The following is a 15,038-nucleotide window of genomic DNA, read 5'->3' as shown; positions in this document are numbered from 1 at the left end:
TTATCCCAGTACCCGTGCGCCCGCCGTGTCCAGCCGGCAAATATGAACAAAGCCTTCCTGATTTTGCAGGTAATTTTTACCCAGCCAATCTGCTACGCGCTGTGCCGTATCCGGCTTATCGCACAAGGCGAACAACGTCGGCCCAGACCCAGATATACCGCTGGCCAGTGCGCCAATTTCGGCTACCGCCTGACGCGCCTGGCTAAAGCCTGGCAGCAAGCGGGTACGATACGGCTCAGCAATGACATCTTTCATCAGCTTCGCGGCCAGAAGAGGCTGACGGGAATAGCAGGCATGGATGAATCCCGCCAGATGCCGCCCGTGAGCGATACAGTCCTGACGGCGATACTGCGCTGGGAGAATCGCCCGCGCTTCAGCCGTCGACACTTTAATCCCTGGATACGCCAGTACCCACAGCCACTCATCAAAGCCTGGCACCTGCTGGCTAATAATGCCGTTTTCTTCAATCATTAACTGCATACCGCCCAAAAAGCACGGGGCGACGTTATCGTAATGAATACTGCCGGAGATACGTCCTTCAAGTTCGCCCATTATCGCTAACAGGCGCGTATCGTTGAGCGGCTTACCGCAATGTTCGTTCATAGCGACTAACGCCGCCACGACGGAACAGGCGCTGGAGCCTAACCCGGAGCCAATCGGCATATTTTTTTCCAGCGTCATCGCCACCGGAACGGTTTTACCCAGCTCCTGGCAGAATCGCTCCCAACACTGGTAGACAATATTTTCACGTGGCTCGGACGGCAGCTTATTGGCAAAGCGCCCAAGGTTGTTCAGGCTAAACTGGTCAGCCGCCTCAACGGACACCACATCACCCAACAGCGAACCATCCACCGGAGTTACCGCCGCACCGAGGACATCAAACCCGACGCTCATATTGGCACTGGAAGCCGGGGCATAAACTCTCACCATGTCAGACTCCTAACTTCCATGAAAGGGTGCGTAGCAGGTCGGCAAAGACGCCCGCCGCCGTCACATCGTTACCCGCGCCATATCCGCGCAGAACCAACGGTAACGGCTGATAATAGTGGCTATAGAACGCCAGCGCGTTTTCACCGTTTTTCACTTTAAACAGCGGATCGTTGCCGTCTACTGCATCAATTTTCACGCGACAAACGCCGTCCTCTTCGATATTGCCAACATAGCGCAATACTTTTCCCTCATCACGGGCTTTCGCCACGCGCGCGGCAAAGACGTCATCCAGCTGCGACAATTTCGCCATAAACGCGGAAACATCACCGGAGTCATCAAACTCTTTTGGCAGGACCGGCTCAATGACAATGTCAGAAAGCTCCAGCTCACGACCGGTTTCACGGGCCAGGATCAGCAGCTTACGCGCCACGTCCGTACCGGAAAGATCGTCACGCGGATCGGGTTCGGTATAGCCCATCTCACGCGCCAGGGTGGTGGCCTGCGAGAAGCTCATGCCTTCATCCAGCTTGCCGAAAATAAACGACAGTGAGCCAGAAAGGATGCCTGAAAAACGTTGCAGTTCATCACCTGCGCTGAGCAGATTTTGCAGGTTTTCAATAACCGGCAGGCCCGCGCCCACGTTGGTGTCGTACAGGAATTTACGACGTGACTTCGCGGCGGCAAAACGCAGCTGATGGTAGTAATCCATCGACGACGTATTGGCCTTTTTGTTCGGCGTAACCACATGGAAGCCTTCGCGCAGGAAGTCGGCATACTGGTCTGCTACCGCCTGGCTTGACGTACAGTCGACAATCACCGGATTGAGCAGATGGTATTCTTTCACCAGACGAATTAAGCGCCCAAGATTGAAAGGCTCTTTCGCGCTCTCCAGCTCCGACTGCCAGTTTTCCAGATTCAGACCGTGGACGTTGGTCAGCAGCGCCTTCGAGTTCGCCACGCCGCACACACGCAGATCGATATGTTTCTTTTTGAGCCAGGTTTGCTGACGTTTAAGCTGCTCCAGCAGCGCACCGCCCACGCCGCCTACGCCAATCACAAACACTTCAATCACCTGGTCGGTGTTGAACAGCATCTGATGGGTAACGCGTACGCCGGTGGTCGCGTCATCGTTATTCACCACCACCGAAATAGAACGCTCAGACGAGCCCTGGGCGATCGCTACAATATTGATGTTCGCCCGAGCCAGCGCGGCAAAGAACTTCGCCGAGATGCCGCGCAGGGTGCGCATACCATCGCCAACGACCGAGATGATGGCCAGACGCTCAGTCACCGCCAGCGGCTCCAGCAGGCCTTCTTTCAGTTCGAGATAGAATTCATCCTGCATGGCGCGTTGCGCACGCGCGCAGTCGCCCTGCGGGACGCAGAAGCTGATGCTGTATTCAGAAGAGGATTGGGTGATCAGCACTACCGAGATGCCCGCACGCGACATTGCGGCAAAAACGCGCGCCGCCATGCCCACCATACCTTTCATTCCAGGGCCGGAAACGCTAAACATCGCCATGTTATTGAGGTTAGAAATACCTTTTACCGGCAAATCATCGTCATCACTGCTGGCACCGATCAGCGTGCCGGGCGCTTGCAGATTGCCGGTATTTTTAATCAGGCACGGGATCTGGAACTGGGCAATAGGGGTAATGGTGCGCGGGTGCAGCACTTTAGCGCCGAAGTAAGAAAGCTCCATCGCTTCCTGATAAGACATCGACTTCAGCAGTCGGGCGTCGGGTACCTGACGCGGATCGCAAGTATATACGCCGTCGACATCGGTCCAGATTTCACAACAATCGGCACGCAAACAGGCGGCCAGTACGGCGGCAGAGTAGTCAGAGCCGTTACGCCCCAACACCACTAACTCACCTTTTTCATTTCCGGCAGTAAACCCTGCCATCAGAATCATGTGGTCCGCAGGAATACGGCTGGCGGCGATGCGGCGCGTAGATTCGGCGATATCAACGGTAGATTCGAGGTAATGGCCGACAGCCAGCAATTTCTCCACCGGGTCGATGACCGTTACGTTATGCCCGCGTGCTTCCAGCAGGCCGGCCATGATAGCAATCGACATTTTTTCACCACGGCAGATAAGCGCGGCATTGATGCTGTCCGGGCACTGTCCCAGCAGGCTGATGCCGTGCAGGACGTGCTTAATCTGAGCAAATTCTTGTTCAACAAAGGCTTTGAGCTGCGCCAGCGGAAAACCTGGTTGCTCGGCGGCAAGACCCACCAGCAGCTCGGAGAAAATGCGTTCGGCATCGCTGATATTGGCTAAAGCATCCTGACCACCGATGGTCTTCTCAATCATTGCCACCAGATGGTTGGTAATTTTTGCGGGGGCAGAGAGAACGGTCGCGACCTGCCCCTGTCTGGCATTGCTTTCCAGAATATCGGCAACCCGCAGAAAGCGCTCTGCATTTGCCACTGATGTACCGCCGAACTTCAACACTCGCATGGTTTACCTCATTGCCTTTGGTCGAAAAAAAAGCCCGCACTGTTTAGGTGCGGGCTTTTTCTTGTGTTTCCTGTACGCGTCAGCCCGCACCGTTACCTGTGGTAATGGTGATGGTTGTAGTAATGGTGATGCTGATGCGTTTCATGATGTTGTGTGCTCTGTAATTATTTACCCTAAATAATTCGCGTTGCAGGAAGGCGGCAAGTGAGCGAATCCTCAGGAGCATAGAAAACTATGTGACTGAGGTAAGCGAATGCAGCCAACGCACATGCAACTCGAAGTATGACGGGTAATCTGTCTTGTATTCTTTTAGGGTTAAAGTATCTGCTGACCTAAGTCAATAAATTTTTAAATTGATCACATTCCGAAACTTGTTCATGAGCGACTGCTTGCTCTTTTACTTTCAACCAATACAGCATGTCGAGCCCACTTGAACCAAGATCAAAACACTACAAAACAAAAATTATTCAACATTTTATTTTGTGATGTTTTTTTCAATATCATGTAAAAAACGGTGCAACATTGCCGTGTCTCGCTGCCCCAACAGACCCATTCGCTGTTGCAACCAGTCCGTCAGCTTGATGTCGTCAGAAACGTTCAGCGTGGCTAATAAACGCAAAACGCGCGCGCGCAATGCCTGCAACTGAAGCTCATCCGTCACCTCAACGTTTTTGGCCGGTTGTTGTATTAAACCTGCTAATTGATAGCAATACACCATCACCGCCTGCCCCAAATTGAGTGAAGGATAGTCAGCGACCATCGGTACACCAGTGAGTACATCTGCCAGCGCTAATTCTTCATTGGTCAGCCCCGAATCTTCACGACCAAACACCAGCGCAGCATGTTCCATCCACGTGGATTTCTCCTGTAACAAGGGAACCAGTTCGACCGGGGTGGCGTAATAATGGAACTTCGCCCGGCTACGCGCGGTGGTCGCAACGGTAAAATCAACGTCGTGAAGCGCATCGGCTAACGTTGGAAAAACGTTAATATTATCAATAATGTCGCCCGATCCATGCGCGACCCATCGCGTGGCGGGTTCCAGATGCGCCTCGCTGTCAACGATACGTAATTGAGTGAATCCCATGGTCTTCATCGCACGGGCAGCCGCGCCAATATTTTCCGCTCTGGCAGGGGCAACCAGAATAATTGTTAAACGCATTTCGATACTCTTTTTGGTCAGTCTGCAAGTAATAATGTGACGCACATCAACATATTACGCAGCGCAAATTTACATTTTTTTAACAGAAGTCACTGAAAAAGGATTTCGCATCCGGTAAAAAATGCTAAACTATTTCTAAACTGTACTATTGCTTTTTATGTTAACAGAAGTTGTATATCCCTCTGTTTATCCATGATAATTTATTTTAAAATGGATCGCATTGGTTGGATTCATTACATTTATTAATTAGCTCGTGCAACTAGTTGTAATATTGCAATTTTGTGATGAAAGCAAACATTTGGATACGTTGATTTCATCAAACTGTTAACGTGCTACAATTGAACTTGATATATGTCAACGAAGCATAGTTTTATTGGGTGTCCGGCATGTCTTAGCCTGTTATGTTGCTGTTAAAATGGTTAGGATGACAGCCGTTTTTGACACTGTCGGGTCCAGAGGGAAACTACCCACGACCAAGCTAATGATGTTGTTGACGTTGATGGAAAGTGCATCAAGAACGCAATTACGTACTTTAGTCATGTTACGCCGATCATGTTAATTTACGGCATGCATCAGGCAGGTCAGGGACTTTTGTACTTCCTGTTTCGATTTAGTTGGCAATTTAGGTAGCAAACATGCAGACCCCGCACATTCTTATCGTTGAAGACGAGTTAGTAACACGCAACACGTTGAAAAGCATTTTCGAAGCAGAAGGCTATGATGTATTCGAAGCGACAGATGGCGCGGAAATGCATCAGATTCTCTCTGAATATGACATCAACCTTGTGATTATGGATATCAATCTGCCTGGGAAAAATGGCCTACTGTTAGCGCGCGAACTTCGCGAACAAGCTAACGTTGCGCTGATGTTCCTGACGGGCCGTGATAACGAAGTCGATAAAATTCTCGGCCTCGAAATCGGCGCAGACGATTACATCACCAAGCCGTTTAACCCGCGCGAACTGACTATCCGTGCTCGTAACCTGCTGTCCCGTACCATGAACCTGGGTACTGTCAGCGAAGAACGCCGTAGCGTCGAAAGCTACAAGTTCAACGGCTGGGAGCTGGACATCAACAGCCGCTCTCTGATTGGTCCTGACGGCGAGCAGTATAAACTGCCACGCAGCGAATTCCGTGCAATGCTTCACTTCTGTGAGAATCCGGGCAAAATCCAGTCTCGCGCAGAACTGCTGAAAAAAATGACCGGTCGCGAACTGAAGCCGCATGACCGTACCGTTGACGTGACTATCCGCCGCATTCGTAAACATTTCGAATCTACGCCGGATACGCCAGAAATCATCGCCACCATTCACGGTGAAGGCTACCGTTTCTGCGGAGACCTGCAGGATTAATTCAATCCTTACAGGTAAAAAAACGGCGCATTATGCGCCGTTTTTCATTTCACCACAGCCCTATTTCCATAAGCGAAACTCGTCACTCTGCGCAGGCTGAGGCTCCGGAATTTCTGTCGGCTTTGGTTTTGGCTGTGCCAGCGAGTGCCAGTCAAGATGACGCGTCAGGAACATCACGCCACACAACGCCACCAACAGCACGCCGGTTCCCAGCAGTAAAGAGCTGTCCTGTGAACGTAGCAGCACCCACATCACCCCATCCAGCCCCAGTAGCGCCACGGTGAACAAAATACTGTTCCGCCAACTCTGTAATATCGCCTGCAGATACACCCCGTTCATCAACGCCCCCACCAGGCTTGCCGTAATCCACGCCGCCGTAAAACCAATGTGCTCAGACAATGCCAGTAGCAGCAGATAAAACATCACCAGCGATAGCCCCACCAGCAGATACTGCATCGGGTGCAGACGCAGGCTGGTCATACTTTCAAGCACGAAGAAAGACATAAAGGTCAGTACAATCAGCAGGATGGCATACTTGGTAGCCCTGTCCGTTAACTGATACTGATCCGCTGGCGTGGCGACGGCAACGCTAAATGCAGGCATTCCCTTCCAGCCAATCTTTTCGCCATCAAAGCGTTCGCCGAGGTTATTCGCGAACCAGCTGCTCTGCCACTGGGCCTTAAATCCTGATTCGCTGATTTCGCGCTTCGCCGGGAGGAAATCCCCCAGAAAGTTGGGATGCGGCCAGTTGCTGGTTAAAGTCATTTCACTGTTACGGCCAACCGGAACAACGGAGAAATCTCCTGTTCCGCTCAAATTCAACGACAGCGCCATGCTCAGGTTTTGCTCCGCCCAGCTCGCGTCAGGTAGCGGAATGTGGATCCCTTGAGCCCCTCCATCCAGCCCCGTCCCTGGCTCAACAGCCAGTGATTCCCCATTGATCTGCGGCGCTTGCACCACACCGATCCCGCGCGCATCCCCCACGCCAACCACGATAAACGGTTTGCCGACGCTGACGTTGGGATGGTTTAAATCACGCAAACGTTCAGCGTTAAACTCGGCCTTCACCGAGAGTTCATTGTGCCAGACCTGGCCCTCATAAATGCCGATTTTACGCGCTTCAACGTTCTGATTCCCCTCAACCACCAACGAATCCGGCAGCCAGAAATGGATATAGCTGCGCTTACGCTGGATCTCTTTGCCATCCTCCAGCGAGGTGTAAAGCTCTGTCACCGGAATGGCTATCAACGGCCCGACCATCTTTTGCGGCCCGCTGGTGCTCTGGCGGATAGCATCTTCGACTTCATCACGATAATCCGATCGCTCAACGATTATCTGCCTGACCATCGTCAGTGGTATTAACAGCAGTATTATGGCGCCGCCTAAGGTGACGATTTTCCAAAACAGGGGTGATTTAAACATAGCGTTCTCCTTTGCAATATCAGCAAGGTAGAACAGCTATGTGCGGAGAATTTGAAGTTATGTGAAGTGACGGTGAAGCGTAAACGAGGCCTGTGCGCCGCCCTCTGGTCGGTTAGATAATGTCACCGTACCTTCATGCAATCGTGCAACTTCACTGACAAACGCCAGCCCCAAACCGCTGCTCTTGTGTCCATTCTCGCGGGGCAGCGAGTAGAAGCGCTCAAAAATACGCGGCAATGCAAAATCAGGGATGCCGCTACCGCTGTCGGTAACCTGCAATGTGACCCGCTCCTCCTGCTGATGCGCGCTCAGCGTAATCGTCCCGTCCTGTGGCGTGAAGTCGATAGCATTGTCGAGTAAATTCCCCAACGCCTGCTCCAGTAACGCAGGATCGGCAGCGACGCTAAGCGATGAAGGCAAAATGGTCAGCGTGATGTTTTTTGCCGCCAGTTGCACGCTACGCGCCTCTTTGAGCTGAGCAAATAGCGTATCTACCTCCACCGCCGTCAACGTAACGTCCTGTCGATTCTCCAGTCGCGCCTGGCGCAGCAAAGTTTCGACCAGCGCCTGCATACGCGCATTTTGCGTCAGAATATTATCGGTAAAACGCGCTACCACGTTTGGCGGCGGGCCTTCTCGCAATATCTCTGCCGCGCCACGAATGGCCGCCAGCGGACTTTTCAGCTCATGCGTTAACGCGTAGACATACTGCTCAATGTAGTTCTTGCCTTCGAGCTTCAGACGCATACTTTCCAGCGCCTGCGCCAGTTTGCGTAACTCGCTGCTGCCTAAATCAGGCAGTGGGACGGGGCGATTCTCGGTAACGGAGTCGGCATAACGCGCCAGCCGGGCAATAGATCGGTTTATCCACCATACCATCCCGAAGCCAATCACCAGGGCAATGCCCAGCAATACGGCGCTGGCCCACAGCATTCGCCGTTCACTGCGTTTAATCACCGGTGCCATCGCCGCATTTGGTTTGCCGACACTGAGCACGCCGATAATACGCCCACCGTCTACGATCGGCGCGGCAACGTACATCACCGAGCTTTCCGGATCGTTCGGGTTTTGCGGCGTACTGCGGGCGCCATACTCACCACGCAGCGTTAACCACACGTCGTTCCAGCGGGAATAGTCCTGACCGACGGCCTGGTTGGCGGAATCAAACAACACCTTGCCCTGCGCGTCGGTCATGTAGACATGGTATTCGTTACGCACTTTGTTAATGCCACTGATGTTGGCGTTAAATGGGCGGTTATGCAGCTGCGCAAATGCCTGCGCCAGCTTGCCGTTAGCCGGTGAGTCAGAGAGCACGTCATCACGCGCCAGTGCAGCCAGCAGCGTGGCGGTATCAATTAAAGTACCTTCGGTCGCCCGACGGACGCCTGGCTTAATTTCCTGCACAAAGATAGACAGAACAAACCAGGCGGCGACCGCGACAATCAGAAAATAGCCGAGCAGCAAACGCATGCCAATGCGCATCAGCAATTCCTCAGGCTGTATCCCATACCGCGATGTGTATTGATGGGGGAAAGCTCCGGATTGATAGCCCGCAGCTTGGCGCGCAGCGTTTTGATGTGAGTATCAACCGTTCTGTCAAAGGTATCCTGCGCGTCTGCCCAGACTAAATCCATCAGTTGCTGGCGAGAGTAAATACGTCCCGGCGACATCAGCAATGTTTTCAGCAGCAGGAATTCATAACGCGTCAGGTTCAACGGCATGCTGAACCAGGTAATCTGCGCGGCCAGCTCATTAAGTTCAAAATCCCCACAGCGTGTCATCGATGAAGGCGTGGAGAATTTTTGCACCCGCCGCAGCAGCGTACGCACACGAGCGCACACCTCGCGCGGCGAGAAAGGCTTGGCAACATAGTCATCTGCGCCAATTTCCAGCCCCAACAGGCGATCCACTTCATCGCTGCGCGCGGTCAGAAAAAGGATCGGCAGCGCCGGGTGGCGTTCCAGTAAACGTCGGCACAGTTCAAAACCGCTGATATCCGGTAGCCCGACATCCAGAATGATGGCATCAGGGCATTGCTGGCGAGATTTCTCCAGCACGGGAAATCCGCGCTCAAACGCCTCTACGCTAAACCCTTCCTGTTGCAGCATGTAGATAAGCGTATCAGCGATTCCCTGCTCATCCTCAACCAACCAGATCAACGGCTGTTGCATTGTGCTTCCTTGTTATTGCCGCCACGACATGATGGGTACCGCACTGATGGCATTTTTGGGCGATCCATCGACAACTTTATCTGAATAGGCCAGATAGGCCAGCGCATTACGTTTCGCATCGTAAAAACGCACGACCTGTAAAGATTTAAACACCAGCGAGGTACGTTTCTTAAATACCACTTCGCCCTGAGCTTTACCGTTCTTGATTCTGTCGCTCAGTTCTACCGGCCCAACCTGCTGGCAAGAGATGGCGGCATCGGAAGTATCTTCCGCCAGCCCCAGTCCACCTTTGATGCCGCCGGTCTTCGCACGACTCACATAACAGGTCACATTGGTAACATCCGGATCGTCAAACGCTTCGACCACAATTTTATGATCCGGCCCAAACATTTTGAACACTGTATCGACAGATCCAATCTGCTCCGCATGGGCGACCTGCGCCAACATCAGCAGAATTGAGGAAATGACTAAGCTCTTATATTTCATATTGTTACCATTCTTAAAAGTTGTTCTGCGTGATTATTAAACATTTTAAGATAAAATGTATACAGATCACAGGATTACAATAATCACGCTTTCGTATGTCCGAAAAAAGCACTTATGAGCAAAAAAAACACTGAATGCTAAAACAGCAAAAAATGCTATTATCCTCATACCTGACGTCAGGTACTCGTTGTTGAAAGGATGAGGATATTTTATGGATCAGGCTGGCATTATTCGCGACCTATTAATCTGGCTGGAAGGTCATCTGGATCAGCCTTTGTCGCTTGACAATGTGGCGGCAAAAGCGGGCTATTCCAAGTGGCACCTGCAGAGAATGTTTAAGGACGTGACGGGCCATGCTATTGGCGCCTATATCCGCGCCCGTCGTTTATCGAAATCCGCAGTGGCGCTGCGCCTGACTGCGCGTCCAATTTTGGATATTGCGCTGCAATATCGCTTCGACTCTCAACAAACTTTTACTCGCGCATTCAAGAAACAATTTTCGCAGACACCAGCGCTGTATCGCCGCTCCCCGGAATGGAGCGCATTCGGTATTCGCCCACCAATGCGACTGGGTGAATTTACAATGCCTGCGCACGAGTTTGTCACCCTGGAAGATACGCAACTGCTCGGCACCACGCAAAGCTATTCCTGCTCGCTGGAACAGATTTCAGATTTCCGTCATGAAATGCGTATTCAGTTCTGGCGCGACTTCCTTGCTCAGGCTCCGGCGATCCCGCCAGTGCTGTACGGGCTTAACGAAACGCGTCCGAGCATTGAAAAAGATGACGAACAGGAAGTGTTTTACACCACAGCACTGACGCCGGAACAGGCCAATGGCTATGTGCCGTCGGCGCAGCCTATCCTGTTACAGGGTGGCGAGTACGTGATGTTTACCTACGAAGGGCTGGGAACCGGTGTGCAAGAGTTTATCCTGACGGTTTACGGCACATGCATGCCAATGCTGAACCTGACGCGCCGTAAAGGACAGGATATCGAGCGATACTACCCGGCAGAAGATGCCAAAGCGGGAGATCGCCCGATCAACCTGCGCTGCGAATTCCTGATTCCGATTCGCCGCTAGCGCTGCAGTTCATCCAACGCAGGGGCGTCCAGATGTGAGATATCCCCTGCCGTTTCAACGACCCATCCCGGCGCCAGCCATAAGCTTTCCTGGTAATCAACTCGAGAAATAGAACAGTTGCGCAGACGCAAGCGACGTTCAGCCCATGCCGGTAATCCCAGAATTGTACTCACCAGGCAACCCAGCGCGATACCGTGACTGACCAGCAGCGGACGACTTCCCGGCGGCAATTCCAGACAGGATGCCAGCGCCGCGTTGACGCGATCGCTCAATTCCTGCATCGATTCCCCTTCCGGGATACGACCATCCACCGTGCCATTCACCAACTGGCGACGCCAGCCCTCTTCCTCTGGCGTCAGCGTATCGATGTGACGTTTTTCCAGCACTCCCATATTTAGCTCGCGCAGACGGGAGTCATAGGTGATATCACAGCCACAGGCCTGGGCGATGATTTCTGCGGTGCGTCGTGTACGACCAAGATCGCTACTGATGACATGCGTAATACCAAACGAGCGGGCGCGTTCACCCACCTGCATGGCTTGTTGTTCACCTTTAGCGGTTAGTGGGCTGTCTGACTGGCCTTGAATACGTCGCTCGGCGTTCCACTGCGTTTCGCCATGGCGAACAAGGTATACCTGTAACATGCTTTTTTTCCGTTATATACTCGTCATACTTTGAGTAACAGATGCGTTGGTTTCGCTCGCTCACCCCAGTCACATAGTTATCTATGTTCCTGAGGATTCCCTTGCTTACCGCCTTTCTGTTACTCAAATTATTTAGAGTAGACTCTGCGATGAATTTTCAAACTGAGCTTAATTATGCACAAGGTTATCTCTGCGACCACCAATCCTGCCAAAATTCAGGCAATTCTGCGGGCATTTGAAGAGATTTTCGGGGAAGGATCCTGCCATATTGAACCCGTCGCCGTCGAGAGTGGCGTGCCGGAACAACCTTTCGGAAACCAGGAAACGCGCACTGGCGCACGAAATCGCGTTGTTAACGCTCGCCGCCTGCACCCGCAGGCTGATTTCTGGGTCGCCATTGAAGCAGGAATTGACGATGACGCCACCTTCAGTTGGGTGGTGATTGATAACGGCATTCAGCGCGGTGAAGCCCGTTCAGCCACGCTGCCATTGCCGACTGTCATTCTCGACAGAGTCCGCAAAGGTGAAGCACTCGGCCCGGTGATGTCGGACTATACGGGTATTGATGAAATTGGCCGTAAAGAAGGCGCAATCGGCGTTTTTACCGCGGGCAAGCTGACGCGCTCAAGCGTCTATCACCAGGCGGTGATTCTGGCGCTCAGCCCGTTTCATAACGCGATATACGATGAGTCATTGTAATTTGTAGGCCTGATAAGCGTAGCGCCATCAGGCAAGCAGCGCGCACCATTGCCGGATGGCGGCTTCGCCTTATCCGGCCTACGAGAGAATCAGACACTTTTTAGCAACACCTGTTCCAGCCACTGACGCAAATCCACCGGTGCGGATTTGAGGCTGTTCGACCCCCGCGTAATAGTGGCAATTCCCGCCCCGAGCTCGTTTTTAAGCTCACGCTGGCTCATCTCGCCGCGCAGCAGCTCTTCAATGATACGCACACGCGTGCCCAACGCTTCACGCTCATCCGGCGTTAACATCAAATTGAGCAGTGGCAGGTGTAAATCTTGTTCGTAGGCGTGTTTAAGCAGATCGACAAAACGTAACCACTCCTGGTGACGTTGTTCTGCCATCTCTGCTGAATAGGGTGATTGCTGAGTCATAAGATATCGCCATCGTTGCGGGGGAAGCGTGCTTGCTTCCCCCTTTTGTACTCTTTAACGAGTACGATAGCATAACACAATCGACACGATCAGTAACGACGTTGCCATTCTGCCTCGCTCATCAACTCCGGTTTATCGCCGAGGAAATAGCGATAGTACGCATCATAAGCCAGCACATTCTTCACGTAACCACGCGTCTCTGAGAATGGAATACTTTCGACAAACGCCACAGCATCAATGCGTCCAGCGCTATTGCCAAGCCAGGTGCGAACGCGCCCCGGACCGGCGTTATAGGCTGCCGACGCAAAGATGCGGTTATTGCCGAATTGCTGATATACGTACTGCAAATAGCTGGTACCAATGTTGATGTTGGTATCAGGATCCAGTAGCTGGCTCGGACTGCTGTAACCTGGAATCGAGAACATTTTCACCGTATGCGTCGCCGTGCCCGGCATAATCTGCATCAGCCCGCTGGCGCCGACCGGTGATTTCACTTTCGGGTTCCAGGCGCTTTCCTGACGCGCTATCGCCATCGCATAGCTCGGCTGAATATCCTTGCCGCTGGTGTAACGGGTAAACAGATCTTTATAGGCCAACGGGAAACGCTCTTCCAGATGATCCCACAGCTTACCGGCGATCGTCGCCTGAACGCTAAGATCCCACCAGTGATTGTTGAACGCGTAACGCGCCAACTGAGCCTGCTCGGACTTGGTACGGCTGGTGACCAAATTTGCCCATTCACTGCGCGCGGTATTATCCATGTTCCAGTACATTAGCTCGCGTACGCGTGCCATTTCTGGCCCCTGAGTCAGCGCAGAATCAACGTTCGCTGGCGCTTTATCCACTTTCAGCTCGTACTCTTCGCCCAGGCGCTGTGCCGCCACCATCGGATAGAAACCGCGTTGCTGCATGAGCTGGTGCAGGATCTCTTTGGCTTCCGCATCACGTCCGCGCTCCAGCAGCAGATCCGCCTGCCAGTAGCGCCACTCGTCTTTTTCTTTTGCTTCCATTGGCAGACGTGCCAGCCAGGTATTCAGGCCACGACGATCGCCGGTTCCCAGCGCCATGCGCACCCGGCGCTCCACAAGCGAGGTGGAATTGGAGCGCATAATCGCATCATCACGCCATTTGGCCTGCTCGTCGGTGACATCATTGCCCATCAGACGCCAGGCAACAATATCGCGCAGCTCCTGGGTTTGCTCATCATTAAGCTGTTGCGCCTGCACCAGGGACGGGATCATCAGGCGGGCGTTTTCCACATCCTGACGCGCCACGCTGGCAAAGGCGACCGCCGCCATCTGTCGGGTGAAATCCGTGGCGCCGGTGGTACGTGCAAAAGTCATCACCGAATTCGGATCGTTGGCCAGCGAGATGATCGCAGAGGCAATGGTTTGGTATTGCGCGGGCATCTGTCCGGCTAGCGCCGTCACCAGACCGGTATTCCCGGCTTTCATCGCCAGACGAATACGCTCCAGATACGCCAGCGGATCCTGAGTGCCTGAGGCGCGCCATACGCCAAATAATTTGTCACAGGCGTTCGGCTGACTTTTCCCGGTCAACCACAGCTCTTTCGCGCCCTGCCAGGCTTCTTCGGTTTGCCCGGTACTCCATTTCGCGAAGTAATAGTTACATTGCGCTTCCGTGGTACCCGGTTTTTCCGGGCTGAACGCCAGCAGTCCACGCCAGTCTTCGCGGCGCGCCAGTTCATTCACGAAACGCGATTGCAGCGTACGCGCAGGGGGCAGTGTCGGATTGGCACGCACAAAATTGGTAACGGTAATGGTGGGCTGATTCATCAGATCGTCAGTGATCTGACGATATTCCAGATACGGGTACAGAGGATAGTTCTTCAGGCCGGGTATCATCTGCTCTACGACATCCATCTGTCGGTTGTCCCAGGCTTGCTTGATTTGCGCATAACGATTGCGCTGCTCATCCAGAGAGTCGGCTCGCGCCACCTGACTGACCGTCAGCAGACATACGCTGGCTGCCAGCAGGCGCCAGGTAAATTGATTGGCTTTGTCCACAAGCTCTTCCTCTTCTCATGTTACGTCTGTGCAGCATCATGCCGCTTAATTAATTCATGCTAACCAGACATTGCAGAATGCGCCACGTCACGGACACTTTTTTACTTTTGTTGCGAGTGGGATCTGCTGGCTGGGATTGGGCAATGAAAAAGGCTACACTTCGCCTTTGATAACTATTCATCAT

At 52.8% G+C, this 15,038-nt stretch carries 15 protein-coding genes and 1 other annotated feature; of the genes, 3 read left to right on the top strand and 12 right to left on the bottom strand.

Annotated features, from left to right (window positions below; translation table 11 throughout):
* From thrB to yjjY, 5 genes are all read right to left on the bottom strand, one after another.
* Positions 1-930, bottom strand: a complete 930-nt coding sequence (thrB, locus tag OGX92_RS10470) for a homoserine kinase (protein ID WP_008786144.1) — start codon at positions 928-930, stop codon at positions 1-3.
* Position 931: 1 nt separating this feature from the next.
* A complete protein-coding gene (thrA, locus tag OGX92_RS10465) occupies positions 932-3,394 on the bottom strand; it encodes a bifunctional aspartate kinase/homoserine dehydrogenase I (RefSeq protein ID WP_286586520.1) in 2,463 nt (820 codons plus the stop codon).
* A gap of 23 nt (positions 3,395-3,417) precedes the next feature.
* Positions 3,418-3,544 (bottom strand) — a sequence feature (Thr leader region).
* Positions 3,474-3,539: a thr operon leader peptide gene (thrL, locus tag OGX92_RS10460; RefSeq protein WP_032337689.1), complete on the bottom strand. Its 66-nt coding sequence runs from the start codon at positions 3,537-3,539 to the stop codon at positions 3,474-3,476. It overlaps the preceding feature by 66 nt.
* A gap of 325 nt (positions 3,545-3,869) precedes the next feature.
* Complete coding sequence (locus OGX92_RS10455) at positions 3,870-4,556, bottom strand: tRNA/rRNA methyltransferase (RefSeq protein ID WP_003829762.1); 687 nt, start codon at positions 4,554-4,556, stop codon at positions 3,870-3,872.
* A gap of 399 nt (positions 4,557-4,955) precedes the next feature.
* Positions 4,956-5,096: a YjjY family protein gene (gene yjjY / locus OGX92_RS10450; protein WP_042998021.1), complete on the bottom strand. Its 141-nt coding sequence runs from the start codon at positions 5,094-5,096 to the stop codon at positions 4,956-4,958.
* Positions 5,097-5,191: 95 nt separating this feature from the next.
* Here yjjY and arcA point away from each other — a divergent pair, with 95 nt between their 5' ends.
* A complete protein-coding gene (gene arcA, locus OGX92_RS10445) occupies positions 5,192-5,908 on the top strand; it encodes a two-component system response regulator ArcA (protein WP_001194359.1) in 717 nt (238 codons plus the stop codon).
* A 60-nt stretch (positions 5,909-5,968) separates the two neighbouring features.
* On the opposite strand, the gene creD is transcribed toward arcA, so the two are convergent.
* From creD to creA, 4 genes are read right to left on the bottom strand one after another with little or no spacing between them, the layout of a single operon-like run.
* A complete protein-coding gene (gene creD / locus OGX92_RS10440) occupies positions 5,969-7,330 on the bottom strand; it encodes a cell envelope integrity protein CreD (RefSeq protein ID WP_267394620.1) in 1,362 nt (453 codons plus the stop codon).
* A 57-nt stretch (positions 7,331-7,387) separates the two neighbouring features.
* Positions 7,388-8,812 (bottom strand): two-component system sensor histidine kinase CreC, encoded by a 1,425-nt coding sequence (creC, locus tag OGX92_RS10435; protein WP_003829926.1) that lies wholly within the window; start codon positions 8,810-8,812, stop codon positions 7,388-7,390.
* On the bottom strand, positions 8,812-9,501 hold the full coding sequence (gene creB, locus OGX92_RS10430) for a two-component system response regulator CreB (protein WP_003829928.1): 690 nt from the start codon (positions 9,499-9,501) through the stop codon (positions 8,812-8,814). Before creB ends, creC begins: the two co-directional genes overlap by 1 nt.
* Before the next feature lie 12 nt (positions 9,502-9,513).
* Positions 9,514-9,987, bottom strand: coding sequence for a protein CreA (gene creA / locus OGX92_RS10425; protein ID WP_286586519.1), 474 nt, complete (start codon positions 9,985-9,987; stop codon positions 9,514-9,516).
* Positions 9,988-10,198: 211 nt separating this feature from the next.
* Here creA and robA point away from each other — a divergent pair, with 211 nt between their 5' ends.
* Positions 10,199-11,068: an MDR efflux pump AcrAB transcriptional activator RobA gene (gene robA / locus OGX92_RS10420; protein WP_003829933.1), complete on the top strand. Its 870-nt coding sequence runs from the start codon at positions 10,199-10,201 to the stop codon at positions 11,066-11,068.
* Here robA and gpmB read toward each other — a convergent pair.
* Positions 11,065-11,712: a 2,3-diphosphoglycerate-dependent phosphoglycerate mutase GpmB gene (gene gpmB, locus OGX92_RS10415; RefSeq protein WP_003019006.1), complete on the bottom strand. Its 648-nt coding sequence runs from the start codon at positions 11,710-11,712 to the stop codon at positions 11,065-11,067. The two genes, robA and gpmB, sit on opposite strands and share 4 nt — an antisense overlap.
* 174 nt (positions 11,713-11,886) lie before the next feature.
* Between gpmB and yjjX the strand changes: the two genes are divergently transcribed.
* Complete coding sequence (gene yjjX / locus OGX92_RS10410; RefSeq protein ID WP_003829935.1) at positions 11,887-12,411, top strand: inosine/xanthosine triphosphatase; 525 nt, start codon at positions 11,887-11,889, stop codon at positions 12,409-12,411.
* Between the two features lie 89 nt (positions 12,412-12,500).
* On the opposite strand, the gene trpR is transcribed toward yjjX, so the two are convergent.
* Both trpR and sltY read right to left on the bottom strand, forming a co-directional pair.
* Positions 12,501-12,827: a trp operon repressor gene (gene trpR / locus OGX92_RS10405; RefSeq protein WP_032934222.1), complete on the bottom strand. Its 327-nt coding sequence runs from the start codon at positions 12,825-12,827 to the stop codon at positions 12,501-12,503.
* Between the two features lie 89 nt (positions 12,828-12,916).
* Positions 12,917-14,854, bottom strand: coding sequence for a murein transglycosylase (gene sltY, locus OGX92_RS10400; protein WP_286586518.1), 1,938 nt, complete (start codon positions 14,852-14,854; stop codon positions 12,917-12,919).
* Between the last annotated feature and the right edge of the window lie 184 nt (positions 14,855-15,038).

It is taken from the genome of Citrobacter sp. Cpo089 (genome assembly GCF_030332695.1).
In the GTDB taxonomy this organism is placed as follows: Bacteria; Pseudomonadota; Gammaproteobacteria; order Enterobacterales; family Enterobacteriaceae; genus Citrobacter; species Citrobacter portucalensis.
The sequence above is the reverse complement of the archived record's forward strand: the minus strand, read 5'-3'. Positions and strand labels throughout refer to the sequence as shown.

Excerpts from the sequence above, each read along its gene's own strand:
- thrB (WP_008786144.1), bottom strand. The coding sequence starts at position 930 with ATGGTGAGAGTTTATGCCCCGGCTTCCAGTGCCAATATGAGCGTCGGG.
- thrA (WP_286586520.1), bottom strand. The coding sequence starts at position 3,394 with ATGCGAGTGTTGAAGTTCGGCGGTACATCAGTGGCAAATGCAGAGCGC.
- OGX92_RS10455 (WP_003829762.1), bottom strand. The coding sequence starts at position 4,556 with ATGCGTTTAACAATTATTCTGGTTGCCCCTGCCAGAGCGGAAAATATT.
- yjjY (WP_042998021.1), bottom strand. The coding sequence starts at position 5,096 with ATGACTAAAGTACGTAATTGCGTTCTTGATGCACTTTCCATCAACGTC.
- arcA (WP_001194359.1), top strand. The coding sequence starts at position 5,192 with ATGCAGACCCCGCACATTCTTATCGTTGAAGACGAGTTAGTAACACGC.
- creD (WP_267394620.1), bottom strand. The coding sequence starts at position 7,330 with ATGTTTAAATCACCCCTGTTTTGGAAAATCGTCACCTTAGGCGGCGCC.
- creC (WP_003829926.1), bottom strand. The coding sequence starts at position 8,812 with ATGCGCATTGGCATGCGTTTGCTGCTCGGCTATTTTCTGATTGTCGCG.
- creB (WP_003829928.1), bottom strand. The coding sequence starts at position 9,501 with ATGCAACAGCCGTTGATCTGGTTGGTTGAGGATGAGCAGGGAATCGCT.
- creA (WP_286586519.1), bottom strand. The coding sequence starts at position 9,987 with ATGAAATATAAGAGCTTAGTCATTTCCTCAATTCTGCTGATGTTGGCG.
- robA (WP_003829933.1), top strand. The coding sequence starts at position 10,199 with ATGGATCAGGCTGGCATTATTCGCGACCTATTAATCTGGCTGGAAGGT.
- gpmB (WP_003019006.1), bottom strand. The coding sequence starts at position 11,712 with ATGTTACAGGTATACCTTGTTCGCCATGGCGAAACGCAGTGGAACGCC.
- yjjX (WP_003829935.1), top strand. The coding sequence starts at position 11,887 with ATGCACAAGGTTATCTCTGCGACCACCAATCCTGCCAAAATTCAGGCA.
- trpR (WP_032934222.1), bottom strand. The coding sequence starts at position 12,827 with ATGACTCAGCAATCACCCTATTCAGCAGAGATGGCAGAACAACGTCAC.